We start from the raw sequence: 17238 nt of genomic DNA, 5'->3' as shown, positions 1-17238 counted from the left end.
TTATGGTTAAAGTACAAGATATCACACGCGAATCGTGGATTTTATCAACTTTCCCTGAGTGGGGAACTTGGCTCAACGAAGAAATTGAAGAAGAAGTGGTACCGGAAGGTAACTTTGCCATGTGGTGGCTAGGTAACTGTGGCGTATGGATTAAAACACCAGGTGGTGCTAACGTTGTCATGGATCTTTGGGCAAATCGTGGAAAATCAACGAAAAAAGTAAAAGACATGATTTGGGGACACCAAATGGCAAACATGTCAGGGGTACGCAAATTACAGCCGAACCTCCGTGTCCAACCAATGGTCATTGACCCATTTGCCATCAATGAATTAGATTATTACTTAGTATCACATGTTCACTCTGACCACATGGATATCTCAACCTCAGCTGCTATTCTTAACAACCCTAAATTGTCCCATGTTAAATTTGTTGGACCAAGTGGTTGTGCGGATATTTGGAAAAAATGGGGTGTCCCAGAAGAACGTATCCAAGTGGTCAAACCAGGTGACAGCTTTGCTTTTAAAGACATCAAAGTGACAGCGGTAGAGTCATTTGATCGTACCTGCCTTGTGACGCTTCCAATAGAAGGTTATGAAGAAAATGGCAATAGCTTGCGCGGTTTACCAGTGACGGACGATTTGATGGCATCAAAAGCGGTCAACTATATCTTTGAAACGCCTGGTGGAACCATCTATCATGGTGCCGATTCTCACTTCTCAAATTATTTTGCGAAACACGGACGTGATTTCAAGATTGACGTTGCTATTAATAACTATGGTGACAATCCAATCGGTATCCAAGATAAGATGACCTCAATTGATCTATTGCGCATGGCTGAAAATCTTGGAGCCAAAGTTATTATCCCAGTTCACTATGATATCTGGTCAAACTTTATGGCATCAACAGATGAAATCCTTCAACTTTGGAAGATGCGTAAAGAACGTTTACAATATCAGTTCCATCCATTCATTTGGGAAGTTGGTGGAAAATACACTTACCCACTTGATAAGGATCGTATTGAGTACCATCACCCACGTGGATTTGATGATTACTTCTTAGAAGATTCAGATATCCAGTTCAAAGCACTTCTTTAAAAAGAGCGACGTGGATATAGAACAGCTAGAAAAGTCACAGAGAAAACAATGTGTGTTGTATCATCTTAAATCCCTTACACCGTTACGAAACACATCTAATAAGTTAGCTGATAACAGCAAATCCATTAAAGCAAGAACGAAGACAATTGCAGATAAAAGAGGCTAGCAAAAGCTAGCTTTCAACCATAAAAATGGGCATCTCCAACTGCGGAAATGCCCATTTTTTATGTTTAAAAGCCAAGAAAAAAACCTTTCCAATTTGGAAAGGCTACTAGTCTTAGTTCGCAGCGTTTGCGTCTTTGAGACCGTATTTTTTGTTGAATTTGTCCACGCGTCCATCTGCTTGAGTGAATTTTTGACGACCTGTGTAGAATGGGTGTGAATCTGATGAAATTTCCACACGGATAAGTGGGTAAGTTTCACCTTCAAACTCTACAGTTTCTTTAGAGGCTTTTGTTGAGCCACTAAGGAATTGGTAACCAGTAGTAGTGTCAAGAAAGACAACTGGACGGTATTCTGGATGGATATCTTTTTTCATGTTAATGGTTCCTTTCTGCCATAGTACTTTGCGTACCATAGTTATTAACTTTTTAATTTTATCAAAAATGGCAGAGCTTGACAAGTTATTTAGCTAATAATTCTTTGATTTCTTGATAAATTTGCTCGTTTTCTTCTAAACTATAAGAATTGGCTCCGCTGGCAAGGGGATGTCCACCACCATCATGGCGTTTGGCGATGCCATTGATGATGGCTGTCTTACTGCGGAGACGAACACGATAAGTACCGTCTGATTGTTCGACAAAGATTGCCCAACTTTCAACGCTATCAATTTTGCCAGGTGTGCCAACAATGGCAGAGGTTTCAGCTTCAGTAACCTCAAAGTCTGACATAACTTTCTGAGTTAAGACGACACGCGCAGCCCCATTTTCATCAACAACAAGATGATCAAAGACATAACCTTGAAGCTTAGCAATTTTCATAGGGAAGGAGTCCATGCGACGAGCCATGGCTGAAAAATCAAAGTCATATTCGCGCAACTTAGCAGCAATTTGCATGGTTTTGCTTGTTGTAGCAGGGTATAAAAATCGCCCAGTATCACCTACAATACCATTGTAGAGTACCGAAGCCGCAAAATCAGACAGTTGCAATCCAACGGTTAGGGCAAAATCTGTAATAATCTCGCTAGCAGATGAGGCTGTTGTATCGACATGGACAATATCACCGTAAGCATCTTCGTTAGGATGGTGGTCGATTTTAATGAGGAAGTTGCCTTTTGTATAACGCTCATCATCGATGCGGGGTGTGTTAGCCGTATCTGTAACGATAACCAAGGCATTTTCATAGTCGCTATCAGCCACTTGATCCATCTCCGCAATCCAAGATAGGGTTGGTTCGTTAATGCCAGTAGCTAAAACGTTTTTTTCAGGAAAATTAGTGCGGATAATCTCACGCAGTCCAATTTGAGAACCGATGGCATCAGGATCAGGTCGCTGGTGGCGGTGAATAATAATCGTGTCGTAAGTTTTAATTTTTTCAAGAATACTATTAAATGTCATAACTACCTCTCACATCATTTTCTTCATTATAGCATAAGCCTGCCAGTTTCTCCTTGTATCATGTCCAAATGTGGGATGCCATCTTCTGTATATTCTGCAGAAGTTGCTTCAAAACCAAATGAAGCATAAAAGTTTTTGAGATAGGCTTGGACCTGGGCATAGATGTTTTTTTGAGGGAAAAGCTGGGCTGAAACCTCAAGTGCTTTGGTGACCAAATCACGTCCAAGTCCATTTTGTCGGTAGCTTTGTACAACCAAAACTCGCCCTAGTTTGACCTCGTCAGCTGTCTCTATCAATCGGCAATAAGCAATAACAGCTCCGCTATTTTCCAGAAACAGATGAAAGGCAGTTAAGTCCCAATCGTCAACCTCTGGATAGGGGCAATGTTGCTCAACGACAAATACATTTGTACGAGCCTTATAAATGGCATGGATTTGCTGTGGAGTGAGCTCGTTAAATGTTTTGAGTTGCCAGTTCATCAGTTAATTTCCTTATGTTCTGCAGCAAGTCCACGGACAACGGCAGGGCGTTTAGCGATTTCTGCTGTCCAACGTTGGAGATTTTTGTATTCTTTTACATTTAAGAAGATGCCCGCACGGTCCCAAATATTATCTTGCGCGAGACGACCGTACCAAGACCAGATGGCGATATCGGCGATGGTATAATCATCACCTGTGATAAAATGTTTGGTTGCTAATTCTTTGTCAAGAAGATCTAACTGGCGTTTGGCTTCCATAGCAAAGCGGTTGATGGCGTATTCGATTTTTTCAGGTGCGTAGTGGAAGAAGTGGCCAAAGCCCCCTCCTAAGAAAGGTGCAGCTCCAGTCTGCCAGAATAACCAGTTCATCACTTCTGTTCGTTTGGCAAAATCTTCTGGAATAAAAGCCTTAAATTTATCTGCGAGGTAGAGCAAGATAGATGGCGATTCAAAGACGCGAATTGGCTCATCCCCTGATAAATCTAACATAGCAGGGATTTTAGAATTGGGATTGATTGCTACAAAATCTGAACCAAATTGGTCTCCCTCGCTAATCTTGATTTTGAACAGGTCATAATCTGCATTAAGACCCAGTTCTTTGAGTTCTTCTAACATAATCGTCACTTTGATGCCGTTTGGCGTTCCAAGTGAATAAACTTGAAAAGGCTTGTCTCCTTTGGGCAGGGTTTGTTCAAAACGGGCTCCGGTCGTTGGTTGATTGAGACCACCCCAAGCTCCACCCATTTGTTGAGGGGTTTCCCAAACTTCAGGTAAAATGTAATCGCTCATAAGAATAGCTCCTTTTATTTTTCTTGACCTTAGCCTATCAAAAAGAGACGCTTTTTTCAAAAATTTAGCATATAAATAGTTGACAAGATAGGATTATTGTTTTATGATAATTTTGAAAATGTAATTATCGTTTTATAATAATCTCAAGGAGGAATTGATTGTGGCATCGGTTGTATTTAAAGGCTTGTCAATAATAGCTTATATCGCTCAATACTTCTTTTATGTATTGGCTGGAATTGTTGCATTTGGAGGAATGTGTTTCCTGGTGTTTAAACCAATGGTTACAGATGTTTTGATAGAGTTTAAATTACCTTACTGGTTGCTTATATGGCTTACCGTGATGGCTATCTTGATACTGATTCTCTACGGATTGATTGCCAGATATTGTCAGCCAATTTTCAAAAATCTCTCACAAGAAACTTATTTTGCGAAAACCAACATTGTGTCTAGCTTACGTTTGGTTTGGATTTTTGCTTTGATTTTAACGATACAATTTATTAGTAATGTGACGCTTTATTATTTTGCTATTCGTAATGCCAGTGATCTCTTTAGTCAATCTTCTTTTGGAGATTATAGGCTTAATCTTGTCTTTTTACTGATTGCTTTTACAGGGCACCTTATTTTAAAAAATGGCAGAGCGGCACAAGAAGATTCAGAAAGTATTATTTGATGATGGATATTATTAAAGTCAATTTAGATAGTGTTTTGAAAAAAAGAGGTGTCACTTCCAAAGAATTAGCTGAAAAAATTGGTATTACAGAAGCTAATTTATCTATTTTAAAAACAGGAAAAGCCAAAGGTGTGAGGTTTAATACGCTGATTAGTATCTGTCGGGAATTAGATTGTCAGCCAGGTGATATTTTGGAATATCAGAGAGGAGAAGAGTAGATGAAAACTGTAAAAGTGATAGCTTTACTATTGTTTGCAATAAGTTTAACAGCTTGTAGCACAAGTGAGATAGTCAATGATACCATAAAAGATGTGAATCAAACGATTAACGAGGTTAGTTCGGAAGTAATAGAAGAATTAAACATTGTTGAGTTGTTTGCGTTGACTGATGAAAGAAAGGCTTTTAACTTAGAGAAGCCTTTTACAAGGGAAGTTTATCTTTTAGCTGCTAGAGAACAACTTTCTGAGATGGAACGGTATAATTTTACCTTGGGGGATAACATGTCTTTTCAAGAAATTGTTGAAGAAAGTGATGATGATTTTAATATCAGGTATGGTGGTAAAACCTATTTCAGTGTTAAGAAAATAGAAGTCTCAGAGATGAAAGAAATTTCTATTGATACGAGTTGGGAAAAAACAATTTTAGTGGTTTTGAGAAATTAGTTTTTTGAATTTGGATTCCAAAACCAAGTATAGATTTAGAAGCTTTGGATAGTTTAAAGATAATCTTTAGAAAATTCATAAAAACTAAAGACTACCTAAAACTTTAGTTTCTCTATTGATTTTAAAAAAAGTATGTTACGATGGTGAAAACGTTTTAGACAAGGAGTTTTCTCATGGTACACACAGACCTACATTAACTTGCAAAAACTGAATTACACTGTCATTTAGATGGATTGCTATCATTACCAACTACTCGTCAATTAGCTGAGAGGCAGCTATTTCTATTCCAATGGATGATAATGAGTTAAAAACATTAGTCACAGTGCTAGCCGACATTACAAGTTTAAATGACTGCCTTAAAACCTTTGATTTCATTCGCCCAATGTTGCAAACTAAAGAGGCGCTGGAGTTAGTGGCCTATGATGTTGTCAGACAATCTGCACAAGAAAATGTTATTTATACGGAAATTCGATTTGCACCAGAATTATCAACAGATAAGGAATTATCCATTGCAGAAGTAATCAAGGCTGTCTGTTGCGGTCTGAAAAGAGCCGAAAAAGAATTTGATATTATTGCCAAAGCTTATAGTATGTGGGTTGCGACAAAATGATTTAGAAGCAACCATGTCTATGTTTTCAGAAGCTAAAGCAAGTGGTGAGGTCGACGTTGTAGGGGCAAATTTTGCTGGAAATGAAGTTGATTTCCCAGCAAAGGTTTTGGAAAAAGGTATTCAGCATGCACACAACTTGGGCATTAATAGGACCTTGCATGTTGGTGAACAATGTGGTTGTGCGACTAATATTGCCTATGCTATTCAAGTAGGTGTTAAGCGAACAGGGTATACAACAACTATTATGGAAATTTCAGGCTTGCTTGAGTCGTTTGTTGCTGCAGATTTGATAGCAGAACTAGCTCTTACAAGTAATTTACAAACGAAGGCAATTGAGACAATTGCAGATCATCCTTATCTTGAGTTAAAAGCAGCGGGGGCTAATATCTCGATTAACACAGATAATTGTACAGTATCTGATACCGATTTAGCAAAGGAATACTCCCTTTATGCAACCCATTTTAGTGCAACGGTTAGCGATTTTTATCAGCATAATCAGGATGCTATTAGAGGTTCCTTTGCTAGTGATGCTGAAAAAAGAGAACTTTTACAAAAACTTGCCACAGCTTACGCCCCATTTCTTTAAAAATATGGTATAATACTACTAATTTGACTTTGGAGGAAATATAGAAAGATATGGCTTTAGCAAAAATTGTTTACGCCAGTATGACCGGTAATACAGAGGAAATTGCAGATATCGTCGCTAAAAAGCTAGAAGAGTTAGGACACACTGTTGATGTGGATGAGTGCACAACTGTAGATGCAACAGATTTTGAAGATGCGGATATGGCCATTGTGGCAACTTACACTTATGGTGATGGTGACTTACCTGATGAGATTGTAGACTTCTATGAAGATTTGGCAGATGTTGATTTGTCAGGTAAGATTTTTGGTGTTGTTGGCTCAGGAGATACTTTCTATGATTACTTCTGTAAATCTGTGGACGAATTTGAAGAGCAATTTGCTTTAACTGGAGCTACTAAAGGTGCAAGCTCTGTTAAAGTAGATTTGGCAGCAGAGGATGAAGACATTGAAAATCTTGAGGCTTTTGCTGAAGAAATGTCTGCAAAATTAGGATAAAAGATTAAGGTTAGGGATTCCTCTGACCTTCTTTATGTATTATTGAGAAGGGTTATGGAAACACATCAAAAAGAATTTCGATTATCAACGCAACACCTTTTCGTGCCTGTCTGGCGCGGAATTTTAGTTGGCATTTCAGCTGGAATAGTAGTTAGTCTCTTCCGTCTCTTAATTGGTATTTTTACAGAATGGACATTAAATGCTTATACTAGGGTAACCAGTCAACCTATTTATCTATTGGGGATTTTGATTGTTAGTTTAGTATTGATTTCGTTAGTTGGATTGTTGGTTAAGTCTGATTCAGACATTAAAGGGTCAGGGATTCCTCATGTTGAGGGAGAGTTGATGGGGCGTTTACAGGTTTCTTGGTGGTCTGTCCTTTGGAAAAAATTTATAGGTGGAAGCTTTGCTATTTCTATGGGGTTGATGCTAGGACGTGAGGGACCAAGTATTCAGTTGGGAGCAGTAACCGCTAAAGGATTATCTGAGTATCTAGGGTTGACACCTAAGGAGAAACGCGTTCTCATTGCTAGCGGGGCCGCGGCAGGTCTTTCAGCTGCTTTTAATGCGCCAATAGCAGGACTTCTTTTTATTATTGAAGAAGTTTATCACCATTTTTCACGCATGGTTTGGATTACAGCTCTAGTGGCTAGTTTGGTTGCTAATATTATCTCTTTGAATATCTTTGGTTTAACACCTGTTCTTCATATGCCAGAGGGGTTTGAAGCGTTGCGTCTTAGCCAATATCTTCTTTTACTCCCAATGGGGATTTTCTTAGGATTTTTAGGGTATGGCTATGAATGGACTGTTTTGCGAGTAGGAAAGGTTTATGGATTTTTAGGAAACTTATTAAAGCTTCCTGTTCCGTTTTACGGTATTCTAGCAGTTCTTTTAACAGTTCCTATTGGTTATTTTTTCCCAGAGTTATTGGGCGGAGGTCATCATTTGATTTTACACCTCCCAGACAGTGGGTTCACGCTTGGAATTGCCCTGTTATTTCTTGTGATTCGTTTTGTGTGGAGCATGATTGCATACGGTAGTGGACTTCCCGGAGGGATTTTTCTCCCGTTGTTGGCTTTGGGGTCCTTGTCTGGGTTTATTTTTGGCCTTTTAGCGGAAGCAATGGGGCTAGCGCAGACAAGCCAGTTGACGATTTTTATAATCTTAGGTATGGCAGGTTATTTTGGTGCCGTATCTAAAGCGCCTCTGACAGCTATGATCTTGGTGACGGAGATGGTTGGAGATTTGTCTCAATTGATGACTATTGGCTTGGTTGTTTTAGTGGCCTATCTGACTATGGATTTACTAGGTGGAGAACCTGTTTATGAAGCCATGCTAGCTAAGATGGTACCGGTCAGTCATTTAGAAAATAGCGAGCCAACGATGATTGAACTACCTGTTACTGAAAAATTAGTTGGACGACGAGTTTCAGATTTGAAACTTCCTAATGACGTTTTGATTACAACTCAAGTCTCTCACGGGAATAGTGAGGTAGTGACTGGAAGAACAATCTTGCAAGCTGGCGCTACTATCTATTTAGTTGTTAATGAAAGTGATATTCATTTGGTCAATCAAGTTTTATTTCATTAAGTTTTATCACAAATAGAAAGGAATTTAAATTTAGCTGTTGGAATCATTAAACGAAATTCGTTTATTGGATGGAACAGATTGGGTATGATTATGGATTTAGAGTTAATTCGTCAAGAGATTGATATGATTGATGCGCAACTCGTTGCTTTATTAGAAAAACGTATGGCGTTAGTTAGTCAAGTGGTAGCTTATAAGAAAGCAACAGGTAAAGCTGTTTTGGATACTTCACGTGAACAAATAGTCTTAGAAAAAGTTGCTAGTCGTGTGGTTAATAAAGAATTTGAAGAAACTATTGTTGCTACTTTTTCTGATATTATGAAATCATCACGGGCTTATCAGTCGTCTAAGCTAGCTTAATGGCCTTTACAAGTAAAATTTAGCTATCGCAAGAGGAGAATCCTCTCATCGCTGAAAAGCTGATGGCGTCTACCAGTTAATAATTGAGATGTCAATAATTGGCCTTTAATTATTAATTGGTAGGCGTCTTTTGGATTTTGATTTTTATGGAGGAATGTAATGTTACTATCCTTAGCTTTTATCTTTTTTGCTGCTATTAGTAGTAGCTTATTATTTGAGAAGGTAAAGTTACCGAAGATTATTGGCCTACTCTTGGCTGGTATTCTTATTGGTCCTTATTTTTTTAACGTAATAGACGCTTCAATTTTAGAAAACTCAGTCGATATCAGGAAGATAGCTCTGGTTATTATTTTGATAAAGGCAGGGCTGACAATCAAAATTTCAGATTTTAAAACGATTGGGTGGGTGGCAGTATTGATGGCTTTTGTTCCAGCTTGTATTGAATTATTGGCTTATATCTTACTAGCTCCGATAATGTTTGATATCTCTTACAGTGAGGCTGCCTTAATGGGAAGTGTCATGGCTGCCGTATCTCCAGCTGTTGTTGTTCCTCGAATGGTGGCCTTAATTGAGCAAAACATCGGCACGGAAAAGAGAATACCCCAGTTAATTTTAGCCGGAGCTTCCTTAGATGATATAGTAGTTATTGTGCTTTTTACTAGTTTTTTAGGCGTGGTACAGAGTGGAAACTTTAGAATACTTACCCTCTTGGATATACCGATATCTATTATTTCCAGCGTTATTATTGGTTTGATGCTTGGAATTGTCTTTGTTAATATGCTGAAAGATATTCATAGATTTGGTTCCTTGCCGGCTGCTTATCGTTGTTTGTTATTATTGAGCTTTGCCTTTATACCTATGGCTATTGAAGCTAAATTTTCACATGTTTTACCTTTTTCTGGATTATTGTCTGTTTTGGTTATGGTGATACAGATGAGCCGTGGGATGAGTGAAAATGTTGTTAACCATTTTTCAAGATTCTTTAGCAATACTTGGATTATTGGTGAGATCCTGCTTTTTATCTGTGTGGGGGCTATTGTCGATGTTCGATATGTGGGTGAAGCAGGTTTAGCAGCAGTAATTTTGATTTTTCTGACATTGATTATTAGAGCTTTTGCAGTATTTATCTGTGTTTCTGGAACAGGCTTTACCTTTCGCGAAAAAGTTTTTTGTGTGATTGCATATCTTCCCAAAGCAACTGTTCAAGCAGCGATAGGGGGAATTCCTTTGGCAGTAGGATTAAGTAGTGGCAAATTGATTCTCTCTATTGCGGTTTTAGGGATTTTAATAACAGCACCATTAGGAGCTATTTTACTAGATAGGTTTGGGAGAACGTTATTGACGGGAAAATAGTTTTATTAAGGCGACAAGTTTGTTCATAAAATGTAGCTTAATTAAAGTAAAAGAATAAAATCTATTTGTGGAACGAAAAAATAAAAAAATCGTGCTATAATAAATAAGCATTTAGTTTTATAAATTGGGTAGGTAGAGGTTGTTATGGTAAAGCATTTTAAAACTTGGGAGCAACGGGTTGATTATTCGCTCTTGCTACCTGTTTTTTTTCTGATTGTCATAGGCTTTTTGTCAGTCTATGTAGCGACAGCGGTTGACTATCCTGATCGCTTAGGAAATGTTCTTTTGTTACAAGGGCTTTGGCTATCACTTGGGGTGTTTGGGGCTTTTGTAGTGATGTTTTTTAATACAAAATTTTTGTGGAAAGCGACACCTTGGTTTTATATATTGGGACTTGCAGCTATGTTTCTTCCTTTGTTTTTTTATAGTCCGAGTTTATATACCGCTACGGGCTCTAAAAACTGGGTAACAATAAACAATATAACCATTTATCAGCCATCCGAATTCATGAAAATTGCCTATATTTTAGTTTTGGCAAGAGCGACAGTGGTCTTCCAAAAAAAGAGAAAGTCGAAAGAACTTGTTGAGGATTGGAAGTTGCTGGGGATATATGCTTTGCTAACATTTCCAGTTCTTGTCCTATTAGCTGCACAAAAAGATTTGGGAACAGCTTTGGTTTTTATAGCCATTTTATCTGGTGTTGTTGTGTTATCTGGTATTTCATGGAAGATTTTACTACCTATTATCTTTGCCATAGCATTATCAATTGTAGGTTTTCTTGTTCTTTTTTCTTTCGAACAAGGTCGTGAGTGGCTTTTCAATTTAGGGATGGATACTTATCAAATCAATCGAATTTCTGCTTGGTTAGATCCGTTTGCTTATGCGACAGGAATCGCTTATCAACAAACTCAAAGCCTGGTTTCTATTGGAAGTGGTGGTCTATTAGGTAAAGGGTTTAAAATTGTAGAATTATCTGTTCCTGTTCGAGAGAGTGATATGATTTTCACAGTTATTGGTGAAAATTTTGGTTTTGTGGGATCTGCCTTTGTTTTAGTCTGTTATTTGTGGCTCTTTTATCGTATGCTACGTATCACATTAGAGTCTAATAATCGCTTTTACACGGTTATTGCTGTCGGTTTTATTATGATGATTCTTTTTCATGTTTTTGAAAATATTGGTGCAGCTTTAGGAATTTTGCCATTAACAGGGATTCCTCTTCCTTTTATTTCACAAGGGGGATCGTCGTTGATTTCTAATCTAATTGGAGTAGGATTGATTTTATCAATGGCTTATCATAATAAACTTGGCAAATGATTGTTATTAGTGTAAATGTGACTTAAATTATACTGTCCATTAGATTTCTAAAAAAACTAGTAGAGCTTCTCCTTTTGCCACGACAAATGCATGAAGAAAATATCGCTTTCTGATAACAATTTTTCATAAAAGTTATATTTTTATCATGAAATTTTGTTATAATATAAGCGAAATAGAGTATGAACCCAATGCGCATATGTGATTGGTATGAAGATATTTTGAAGAAAATGCATGTAGCTAGAAAATAGTTACATGCATTTTCTTCGTTCGTAGGTTGTGTCTAGCTCTGCTTTTTTCTGTGAAAATCCTAAGAAATATGTTATAATGAAGGGTATGGATTATCACGATTATATTTGGGATTTAGGTGGAACCTTGTTAGATAACTATGAAGTTTCCACTCAGGCTTTTATTGCTAGTTTAAAAAAATACGGGATAGAGGCTTCGCATGATGAAGTTTATGTTAAGTTAAAAGAATCGACTCGTGAAGCGGTGGATTTCTTTATTCCGAATGAAGAGACTTTTTTACACCAGTACAAAATGCTTGAGGCAGAGTATCTGAAACAACCAGTATTATGTAAAGGAGCTCGTGATGTATTGGCAAAAATAGTGGCTGATGGGGGACGGAATTTTTTAATTTCTCACCGTAATAAATTGGTTTTAACAATTTTGGAAACCACGAATCTAAATTCTTATTTTACCGAAGTGGTGACATCAGAAAATGGTTTCGCTAGAAAACCTGATCCGGAGAGCTTGCTTTACTTAAAAGAAAAATACCAAATGTCAAGCGCCTTAGTAATTGGTGATCGTGATATAGATAGGCAAGCAGGAGAAGCAGTGGGCTTCGCTGCCTTGCTAGTAGACAATAAAAAATCCTTGATGGAGTTAGTGAATTAAATGACTGAAGAAAATAAAAATTTAGAAGCATTAGCGCAAGAATATGATGCCAGCCAAATTCAAGTTCTGGAAGGGCTTGAAGCTGTCCGCATGCGTCCTGGGATGTATATTGGATCAACTTCGAAAGAAGGCCTCCACCACTTAGTTTGGGAAATTGTTGATAACTCTATTGATGAGGCTCTGGCAGGTTTTGCTAGCCAAATTGATGTTTTCATCGAACCAGATAATTCAATTACTGTTGTGGACGATGGTCGTGGTATCCCAGTTGATATCCAAGAAAAAACAGGACGTCCCGCTGTTGAAACAGTTTTTACAGTGCTTCACGCTGGAGGAAAATTTGGCGGTGGTGGGTATAAAGTATCAGGCGGTTTACATGGGGTTGGTTCATCTGTAGTAAATGCTTTATCTACCCAACTAGATGTACGTGTCCATAAAAATGGTCAAATTCATTATCAGGAGTATCGTCGCGGGGTGGTTGTGGATGACCTTGAAGTCATTGGTAAAACAGATCGCACTGGGACGACCGTCCACTTTACACCGGATCCAGAAATTTTTACAGAGACCACAGAATATGATTTCTTTAAACTAGCCAAACGTATTCAAGAGTTAGCTTTTTTGAATAAGGGCTTGAAGATTTCAATTTCTGATAAACGTGAAGGTCATGAACAAAGAAAAGATTTCCACTATGAGGGTGGAATCACATCTTACGTTGAATACATCAATGAGAATAAAGATGTTATTTTTGAACATCCTATTTATACTGATGGTGAAATGGATGGGATTTCTGTTGAAGTTGCAATGCAGTACACAACAGGCTATCATGAAACGGTCATGTCTTTTGCCAATAATATTCACACTCATGAAGGCGGTACCCATGAACAAGGATTCCGCACTGCTTTGACCCGTGTTGTCAATGATTATGCGCGTAGCAACAATATTCTTAAAGAAAAAGATGATAATTTGACTGGTGAAGATGTGCGTGAGGGATTAACGGCAGTAATCTCTGTTAAACACCCTAATCCTCAATTTGAAGGTCAAACGAAAACGAAACTTGGAAATTCTGAAGTAGTAAAAATCACTAACCGTCTCTTTTCCGATGCCTTTCAACGTTTTCTACTTGAAAACCCTCAAACGGCTCGTAAAATTGTTGAGAAAGGAATTTTGGCTTCTAAGGCTAGAATTGCAGCCAAGCGTGCGCGTGAAGTAACCCGTAAAAAATCAGGTCTTGAAATTTCCAACCTTCCAGGAAAATTAGCGGATTGCTCATCAAATAACGCAGAAATGAACGAACTCTTCATTGTTGAGGGAGACTCAGCGGGTGGTTCGGCAAAATCAGGTCGTAACCGTGAATATCAAGCTATTTTACCAATTCGAGGTAAAATCTTGAATGTTGAGAAAGCTACGATGGACAAAATTCTTGCAAACGAAGAAATTCGTAGTCTATTTACCGCTATGGGAACAGGATTTGGTGCCGATTTTGATGTTTCAAAAGCTCGCTATCAAAAATTGGTTATCATGACAGATGCTGATGTTGATGGTGCCCATATTCGCACCCTTTTATTGACATTAATTTACCGCTTTATGCGTCCAGTCTTAGAAGCAGGATATGTCTACATTGCTCAACCACCAATTTATGGGGTTAAAGTTGGGTCTGAAATTAAAGAATACATTCAACCAGGTGCAGATCAAGAAACTCAGCTTCAAGAAGCTTTGGCGCGTTATACTGTAGGGCGTTCAAAACCAACAGTTCAGCGCTATAAGGGGCTTGGTGAAATGGATGATCATCAACTTTGGGAAACAACAATGGATCCAGAACGTCGTCTCATGGCGCGTGTATCAGTTGATGATGCTGCTGAGGCAGATAAAATCTTTGATATGTTGATGGGGGATAAGGTTGAACCGCGTCGTGAATTTATTGAAGAAAACGCAGTTTATTCAACTTTGGACATTTAAAATTGGTCATCTAATTGAAAAGAGGTTATAGCTATGCTATAATTGTAATGTTATAGACCTTTTAGAAAATATGTAAGGAGAGCCCCATGTCGAACGGAATCGTTCTACTCGTAGTAGCAATAATTATTTTAGTTATTATTGCCTACCTAGTTGGTGTCATTGTGAGAAAAAAAAATGATGCCTTGATTGCAAGTTTAGAAGAGAAAAAACAAGAACTTTTTGACTTACCGGTCAATGACGAAATCGAACACGTCAAAAGTTTGCACTTAATCGGACAAAGTCAAACTTCTTTCCGAGAGTGGAATCAAAAGTGGGTTGATTTAACCCTTAACTCTTTTTCAGATATTGAAAATCATATTTTTGAAGCGGAGAGTTTGAATGATACCTTTAATTTTATAAAGGCAAAACATGAAATTAAGGGAATTCAAAGTCAGTTGACTGTTGTTGAAGAGGATATTAAAGCTATTCGTGAAGCCTTATCAGTACTTGCTGAGCAAGAGGAAAAAAATAGTTCACGCGTCACTTATGCTTTGGATATGTATGAAAACTTACAAACGGAAATTGCAAATCAAGCCGACTATTATGGTAAGGCTATGCCAGAGATTAGTAAGCAATTATCTCATATTCAGTCTGAGTTTTCGCAATTTGTTACTCTTAATTCATCAGGAGATCCGATTGAAGCAGCAGAAATTTTAGAAAAAGCCGAAGAACATACGATTGCTTTAGGACAAATTTCTGAGAAAATTCCACCGATTGTAACTAAATTAGACGAAGAATTCCCAGATCAGTTGGATGACCTCGAATCAGGTTATAGCCGTTTACTAGAAGAAAATTATTATTTTTCTGATGAGAATATTGAATCTGGTTTCCAAGCTATTCGTGAGGCCATTAGTGATACTTCTGATGATTTGGCAGAACTCGAATTGGTCAAAGCCGAAACAAGCTGTCAAGATATCCAAGAACGATTAAGTGGTTTCTATGATTTGTTTGAGCGTGAAATTGCAGCTCATAAAGAAGTTGTAAAAGCAACTAATCGTTTGCCAAAATATTTAGCACATGTTAAAGAAAATAATGCTAGTCTAATTAATGAGTTAAATCGCTTATCACAACGCTATATTTTTAGCGACAGCATTAGTAATAAATTGGGAATATATCACTCGAATTTGTCTGATATGGTAGATGAATTGCAGTCAGCACTTGAAAATATGTCAGAAGAAGAAAAAACATTCACTGAATGGCGAAAAGTTTTGGAAAAATTAGAATCTAAGATTGCTGATGTTGAAGAAGGACAATTAGCGATTTATGATAGCTTGAAAGGAACCGAAAAGGGTGAAGCTGATGCTCGTCATAAGCTAGAAGCTTATATTAATCGTCTTCATACGATTAAGCGTTTTATAGAAAAGCGTAATCTTCCAGGGATTCCACAAGATTTTATGAGTCAATTTTTTACTACAAGTTCACAATTAGAAGCACTTCGTGATGAATTGAGCCGAGGACGTGTGGATATGGTAACTGTTGATAAAATGAAAGAAGTTTCTACCAAGGCGATGTCTAGCTTGGAAGAAGTGACTTACAAAGTTGTTCAAGATGCTGTCCTAACAGAGCAACTACTTCAGTATTCAAATCGTTATCGTAGCTTTGATCAAAATATTCAAGAAAGTTATGACCGTACAATGGAACTCTTCCAAATGCATTTTAGTTATCAAGCAGCATTCAATGAAATCTCATATGCTCTTGAAATTGTTGAGCCGGGAGTAACAAAACGTTTTGTGAGTTCTTATGAAAAAAGCCGTGAGATTATCCGATTTTAAAAAGAGAGGTTAGGAAAATTAAACTGCTCCCTGTCAAGTGGACAATGAAATAATAAAAGATTAAGCAACGGCCTTGTCCCTCAATTCAAGAGGGGCAAGGCCGTTGTGCTTCTCTTGAAATCGTTCGTTATTGTAAAAATAGATTCCTTTACTAGTTGCTTTGATTTTTTTTGAGTACCTCGTCCAAGTTTTACTTTCTCTTAGTCCTGCTACACCTAGCTGTTGGTATTTACGAACCCAAGTTCTAATGGCAGTATCACTGACGCCATATTCCCTTATTAAGCTTGAAATGGATTTCCCTTTTTCTAAATATAAGTTAACAATCTCTAGTTTTTCTTCTACTCATTTTGGAATTCTTTTTGACATACGAAAACTCCCCTTTTAGTTTCTAGTGAATTTTTGTTTTTTCACTGTCCACTATAAGGGGAGTATATCAAATTCCTACCTCTTTTTGTATCTTCGATTTTGGGGGATTAGCACTGTAGCTTTGATTTTGTGATTATCGCTTTTTCCATAATTTTCCAAAAAAGGATAATTTTTTATGTTTAGGACTTGCATTGTCTGAGGAGGAGGTAGCCAACACTGGTTCAATTTGTTCTAAGTTTATGGCATGGTCGGAATGTACGATAAAGGCGTAAGGAGATGTCGCCTCTTTTTCCTGGACAATCGTGCTAGGGAGGTTATGCTGTTTCGCCAATTTCATCAAGGACATTTGCGATGAAATGTTGATTTCTGAGGAAATTTTAGCTACTAAAGGCTGCCAATTCTGATTGAAATCGACTAGAAAATATGGGAGGTTTTTGAACAATTCAGGACTTAAATCGGTTGTTTTAATAGCTAAAACAACTCTTTCTCTAAAGGTTCCTAAAAACTCTTTTTGCTGATTTGGGTCAAAGCGGTGCTCATTAGAAGAGTGAGATAAAATTCGATTTTCCAAGCTATCCATAGTTATTCCTTGCTTTTTCTTATTTGTGTCATTTTATCAAAATAAGTAAAAGAATGCTACTTTAATTAGTTAATACTGTTA

The 17238-nt window shown here is 37.6% G+C and carries 17 protein-coding genes and 2 pseudogenes; 13 read left to right on the top strand and 6 right to left on the bottom strand.

The features are described from left to right. Positions 1-2: 2 nt before the first annotated feature. Positions 3-1094 (top strand): L-ascorbate 6-phosphate lactonase, encoded by a 1092-nt coding sequence (ulaG, locus tag GZ996_RS07185; RefSeq protein ID WP_156805631.1) that lies wholly within the window; start codon positions 3-5, stop codon positions 1092-1094. A 277-nt stretch (positions 1095-1371) separates the two neighbouring features. Here ulaG and GZ996_RS07180 read toward each other — a convergent pair whose 3' ends face one another. From GZ996_RS07180 to yghU, 4 genes are all read right to left on the bottom strand, one after another. After that, entirely contained in the window at positions 1372-1632 is a 261-nt protein-coding gene (locus GZ996_RS07180) for a type B 50S ribosomal protein L31 (RefSeq protein ID WP_156805630.1), read from the bottom strand. Between the two features lie 85 nt (positions 1633-1717). Then, positions 1718-2650 carry a DHH family phosphoesterase gene (locus GZ996_RS07175; protein WP_156805629.1) on the bottom strand — a complete coding sequence of 311 codons (933 nt, stop codon included), beginning with the start codon at positions 2648-2650 and terminating at the stop codon, positions 1718-1720. Positions 2651-2676: 26 nt separating this feature from the next. Beyond that, the gene (locus GZ996_RS07170; protein WP_162011693.1) at positions 2677-3129 is read right to left on the bottom strand and encodes a GNAT family N-acetyltransferase; all 453 of its coding nucleotides are present in this window, start codon (positions 3127-3129) and stop codon (positions 2677-2679) included. Continuing rightward, entirely contained in the window at positions 3129-3917 is a 789-nt protein-coding gene (gene yghU, locus GZ996_RS07165; RefSeq protein WP_162011692.1) for a glutathione-dependent disulfide-bond oxidoreductase, read from the bottom strand. The genes GZ996_RS07170 and yghU overlap by 1 nt, the downstream gene beginning before the upstream one ends. A 160-nt stretch (positions 3918-4077) precedes the next feature. Between yghU and GZ996_RS07160 the strand changes: the two genes are divergently transcribed. From GZ996_RS07160 to ezrA, 12 genes and pseudogenes are all read left to right on the top strand, one after another. Then, on the top strand, positions 4078-4587 hold the full coding sequence (locus tag GZ996_RS07160) for a hypothetical protein (protein WP_161980922.1): 510 nt from the start codon (positions 4078-4080) through the stop codon (positions 4585-4587). 2 nt (positions 4588-4589) lie between these two features. Next, positions 4590-4805 (top strand): helix-turn-helix domain-containing protein, encoded by a 216-nt coding sequence (locus GZ996_RS07155; protein WP_156805656.1) that lies wholly within the window; start codon positions 4590-4592, stop codon positions 4803-4805. Beyond that, positions 4806-5249, top strand: coding sequence for a hypothetical protein (locus GZ996_RS07150; protein WP_162011691.1), 444 nt, complete (start codon positions 4806-4808; stop codon positions 5247-5249). Positions 5250-5482: 233 nt separating this feature from the next. Beyond that, positions 5483-6445 (top strand): annotated as a pseudogene (locus tag GZ996_RS07145) (adenosine deaminase). Between the two features lie 50 nt (positions 6446-6495). After that, positions 6496-6939 (top strand): flavodoxin, encoded by a 444-nt coding sequence (locus GZ996_RS07140; RefSeq protein WP_156805624.1) that lies wholly within the window; start codon positions 6496-6498, stop codon positions 6937-6939. A 54-nt stretch (positions 6940-6993) separates the two neighbouring features. Next, positions 6994-8529, top strand: coding sequence for a ClC family H(+)/Cl(-) exchange transporter (locus GZ996_RS07135; RefSeq protein WP_162011690.1), 1536 nt, complete (start codon positions 6994-6996; stop codon positions 8527-8529). Positions 8530-8619: 90 nt separating this feature from the next. After that, positions 8620-8886 (top strand): chorismate mutase, encoded by a 267-nt coding sequence (locus GZ996_RS07130; RefSeq protein ID WP_156805622.1) that lies wholly within the window; start codon positions 8620-8622, stop codon positions 8884-8886. Positions 8887-9045: 159 nt separating this feature from the next. Next, positions 9046-10239 (top strand): cation:proton antiporter domain-containing protein, encoded by a 1194-nt coding sequence (locus GZ996_RS07125; protein ID WP_162011689.1) that lies wholly within the window; start codon positions 9046-9048, stop codon positions 10237-10239. Positions 10240-10383: 144 nt separating this feature from the next. Beyond that, positions 10384-11553 (top strand): FtsW/RodA/SpoVE family cell cycle protein, encoded by a 1170-nt coding sequence (locus GZ996_RS07120; protein WP_156805620.1) that lies wholly within the window; start codon positions 10384-10386, stop codon positions 11551-11553. 333 nt (positions 11554-11886) lie between these two features. After that, complete coding sequence (locus GZ996_RS07115; RefSeq protein ID WP_156805619.1) at positions 11887-12447, top strand: HAD-IA family hydrolase; 561 nt, start codon at positions 11887-11889, stop codon at positions 12445-12447. Then, positions 12448-14400 (top strand): DNA topoisomerase (ATP-hydrolyzing) subunit B, encoded by a 1953-nt coding sequence (gene gyrB, locus GZ996_RS07110; RefSeq protein WP_162011688.1) that lies wholly within the window; start codon positions 12448-12450, stop codon positions 14398-14400. It abuts the gene before it with no gap. 86 nt (positions 14401-14486) lie between these two features. Next, the gene (gene ezrA, locus GZ996_RS07105; RefSeq protein ID WP_156805617.1) at positions 14487-16211 is read left to right on the top strand and encodes a septation ring formation regulator EzrA; all 1725 of its coding nucleotides are present in this window, start codon (positions 14487-14489) and stop codon (positions 16209-16211) included. Between the two features lie 168 nt (positions 16212-16379). Here the strand turns inward: ezrA and GZ996_RS12235 are convergent. Then, positions 16380-16538, bottom strand: a pseudogene (locus GZ996_RS12235) (transposase); the annotation flags it as partial. Between the two features lie 172 nt (positions 16539-16710). Further along, positions 16711-17157, bottom strand: a complete 447-nt coding sequence (locus GZ996_RS07095; RefSeq protein ID WP_162011687.1) for a DUF1694 domain-containing protein — start codon at positions 17155-17157, stop codon at positions 16711-16713. Positions 17158-17238 lie beyond the last annotated feature (81 nt).

It is taken from the genome of Streptococcus sp. S784/96/1 (genome assembly GCF_902729355.1).
Classification (GTDB): Bacteria; Bacillota; Bacilli; order Lactobacillales; family Streptococcaceae; genus Streptococcus; species Streptococcus caledonicus.
This window is presented reverse-complemented; position numbering and strand designations above follow the sequence as displayed.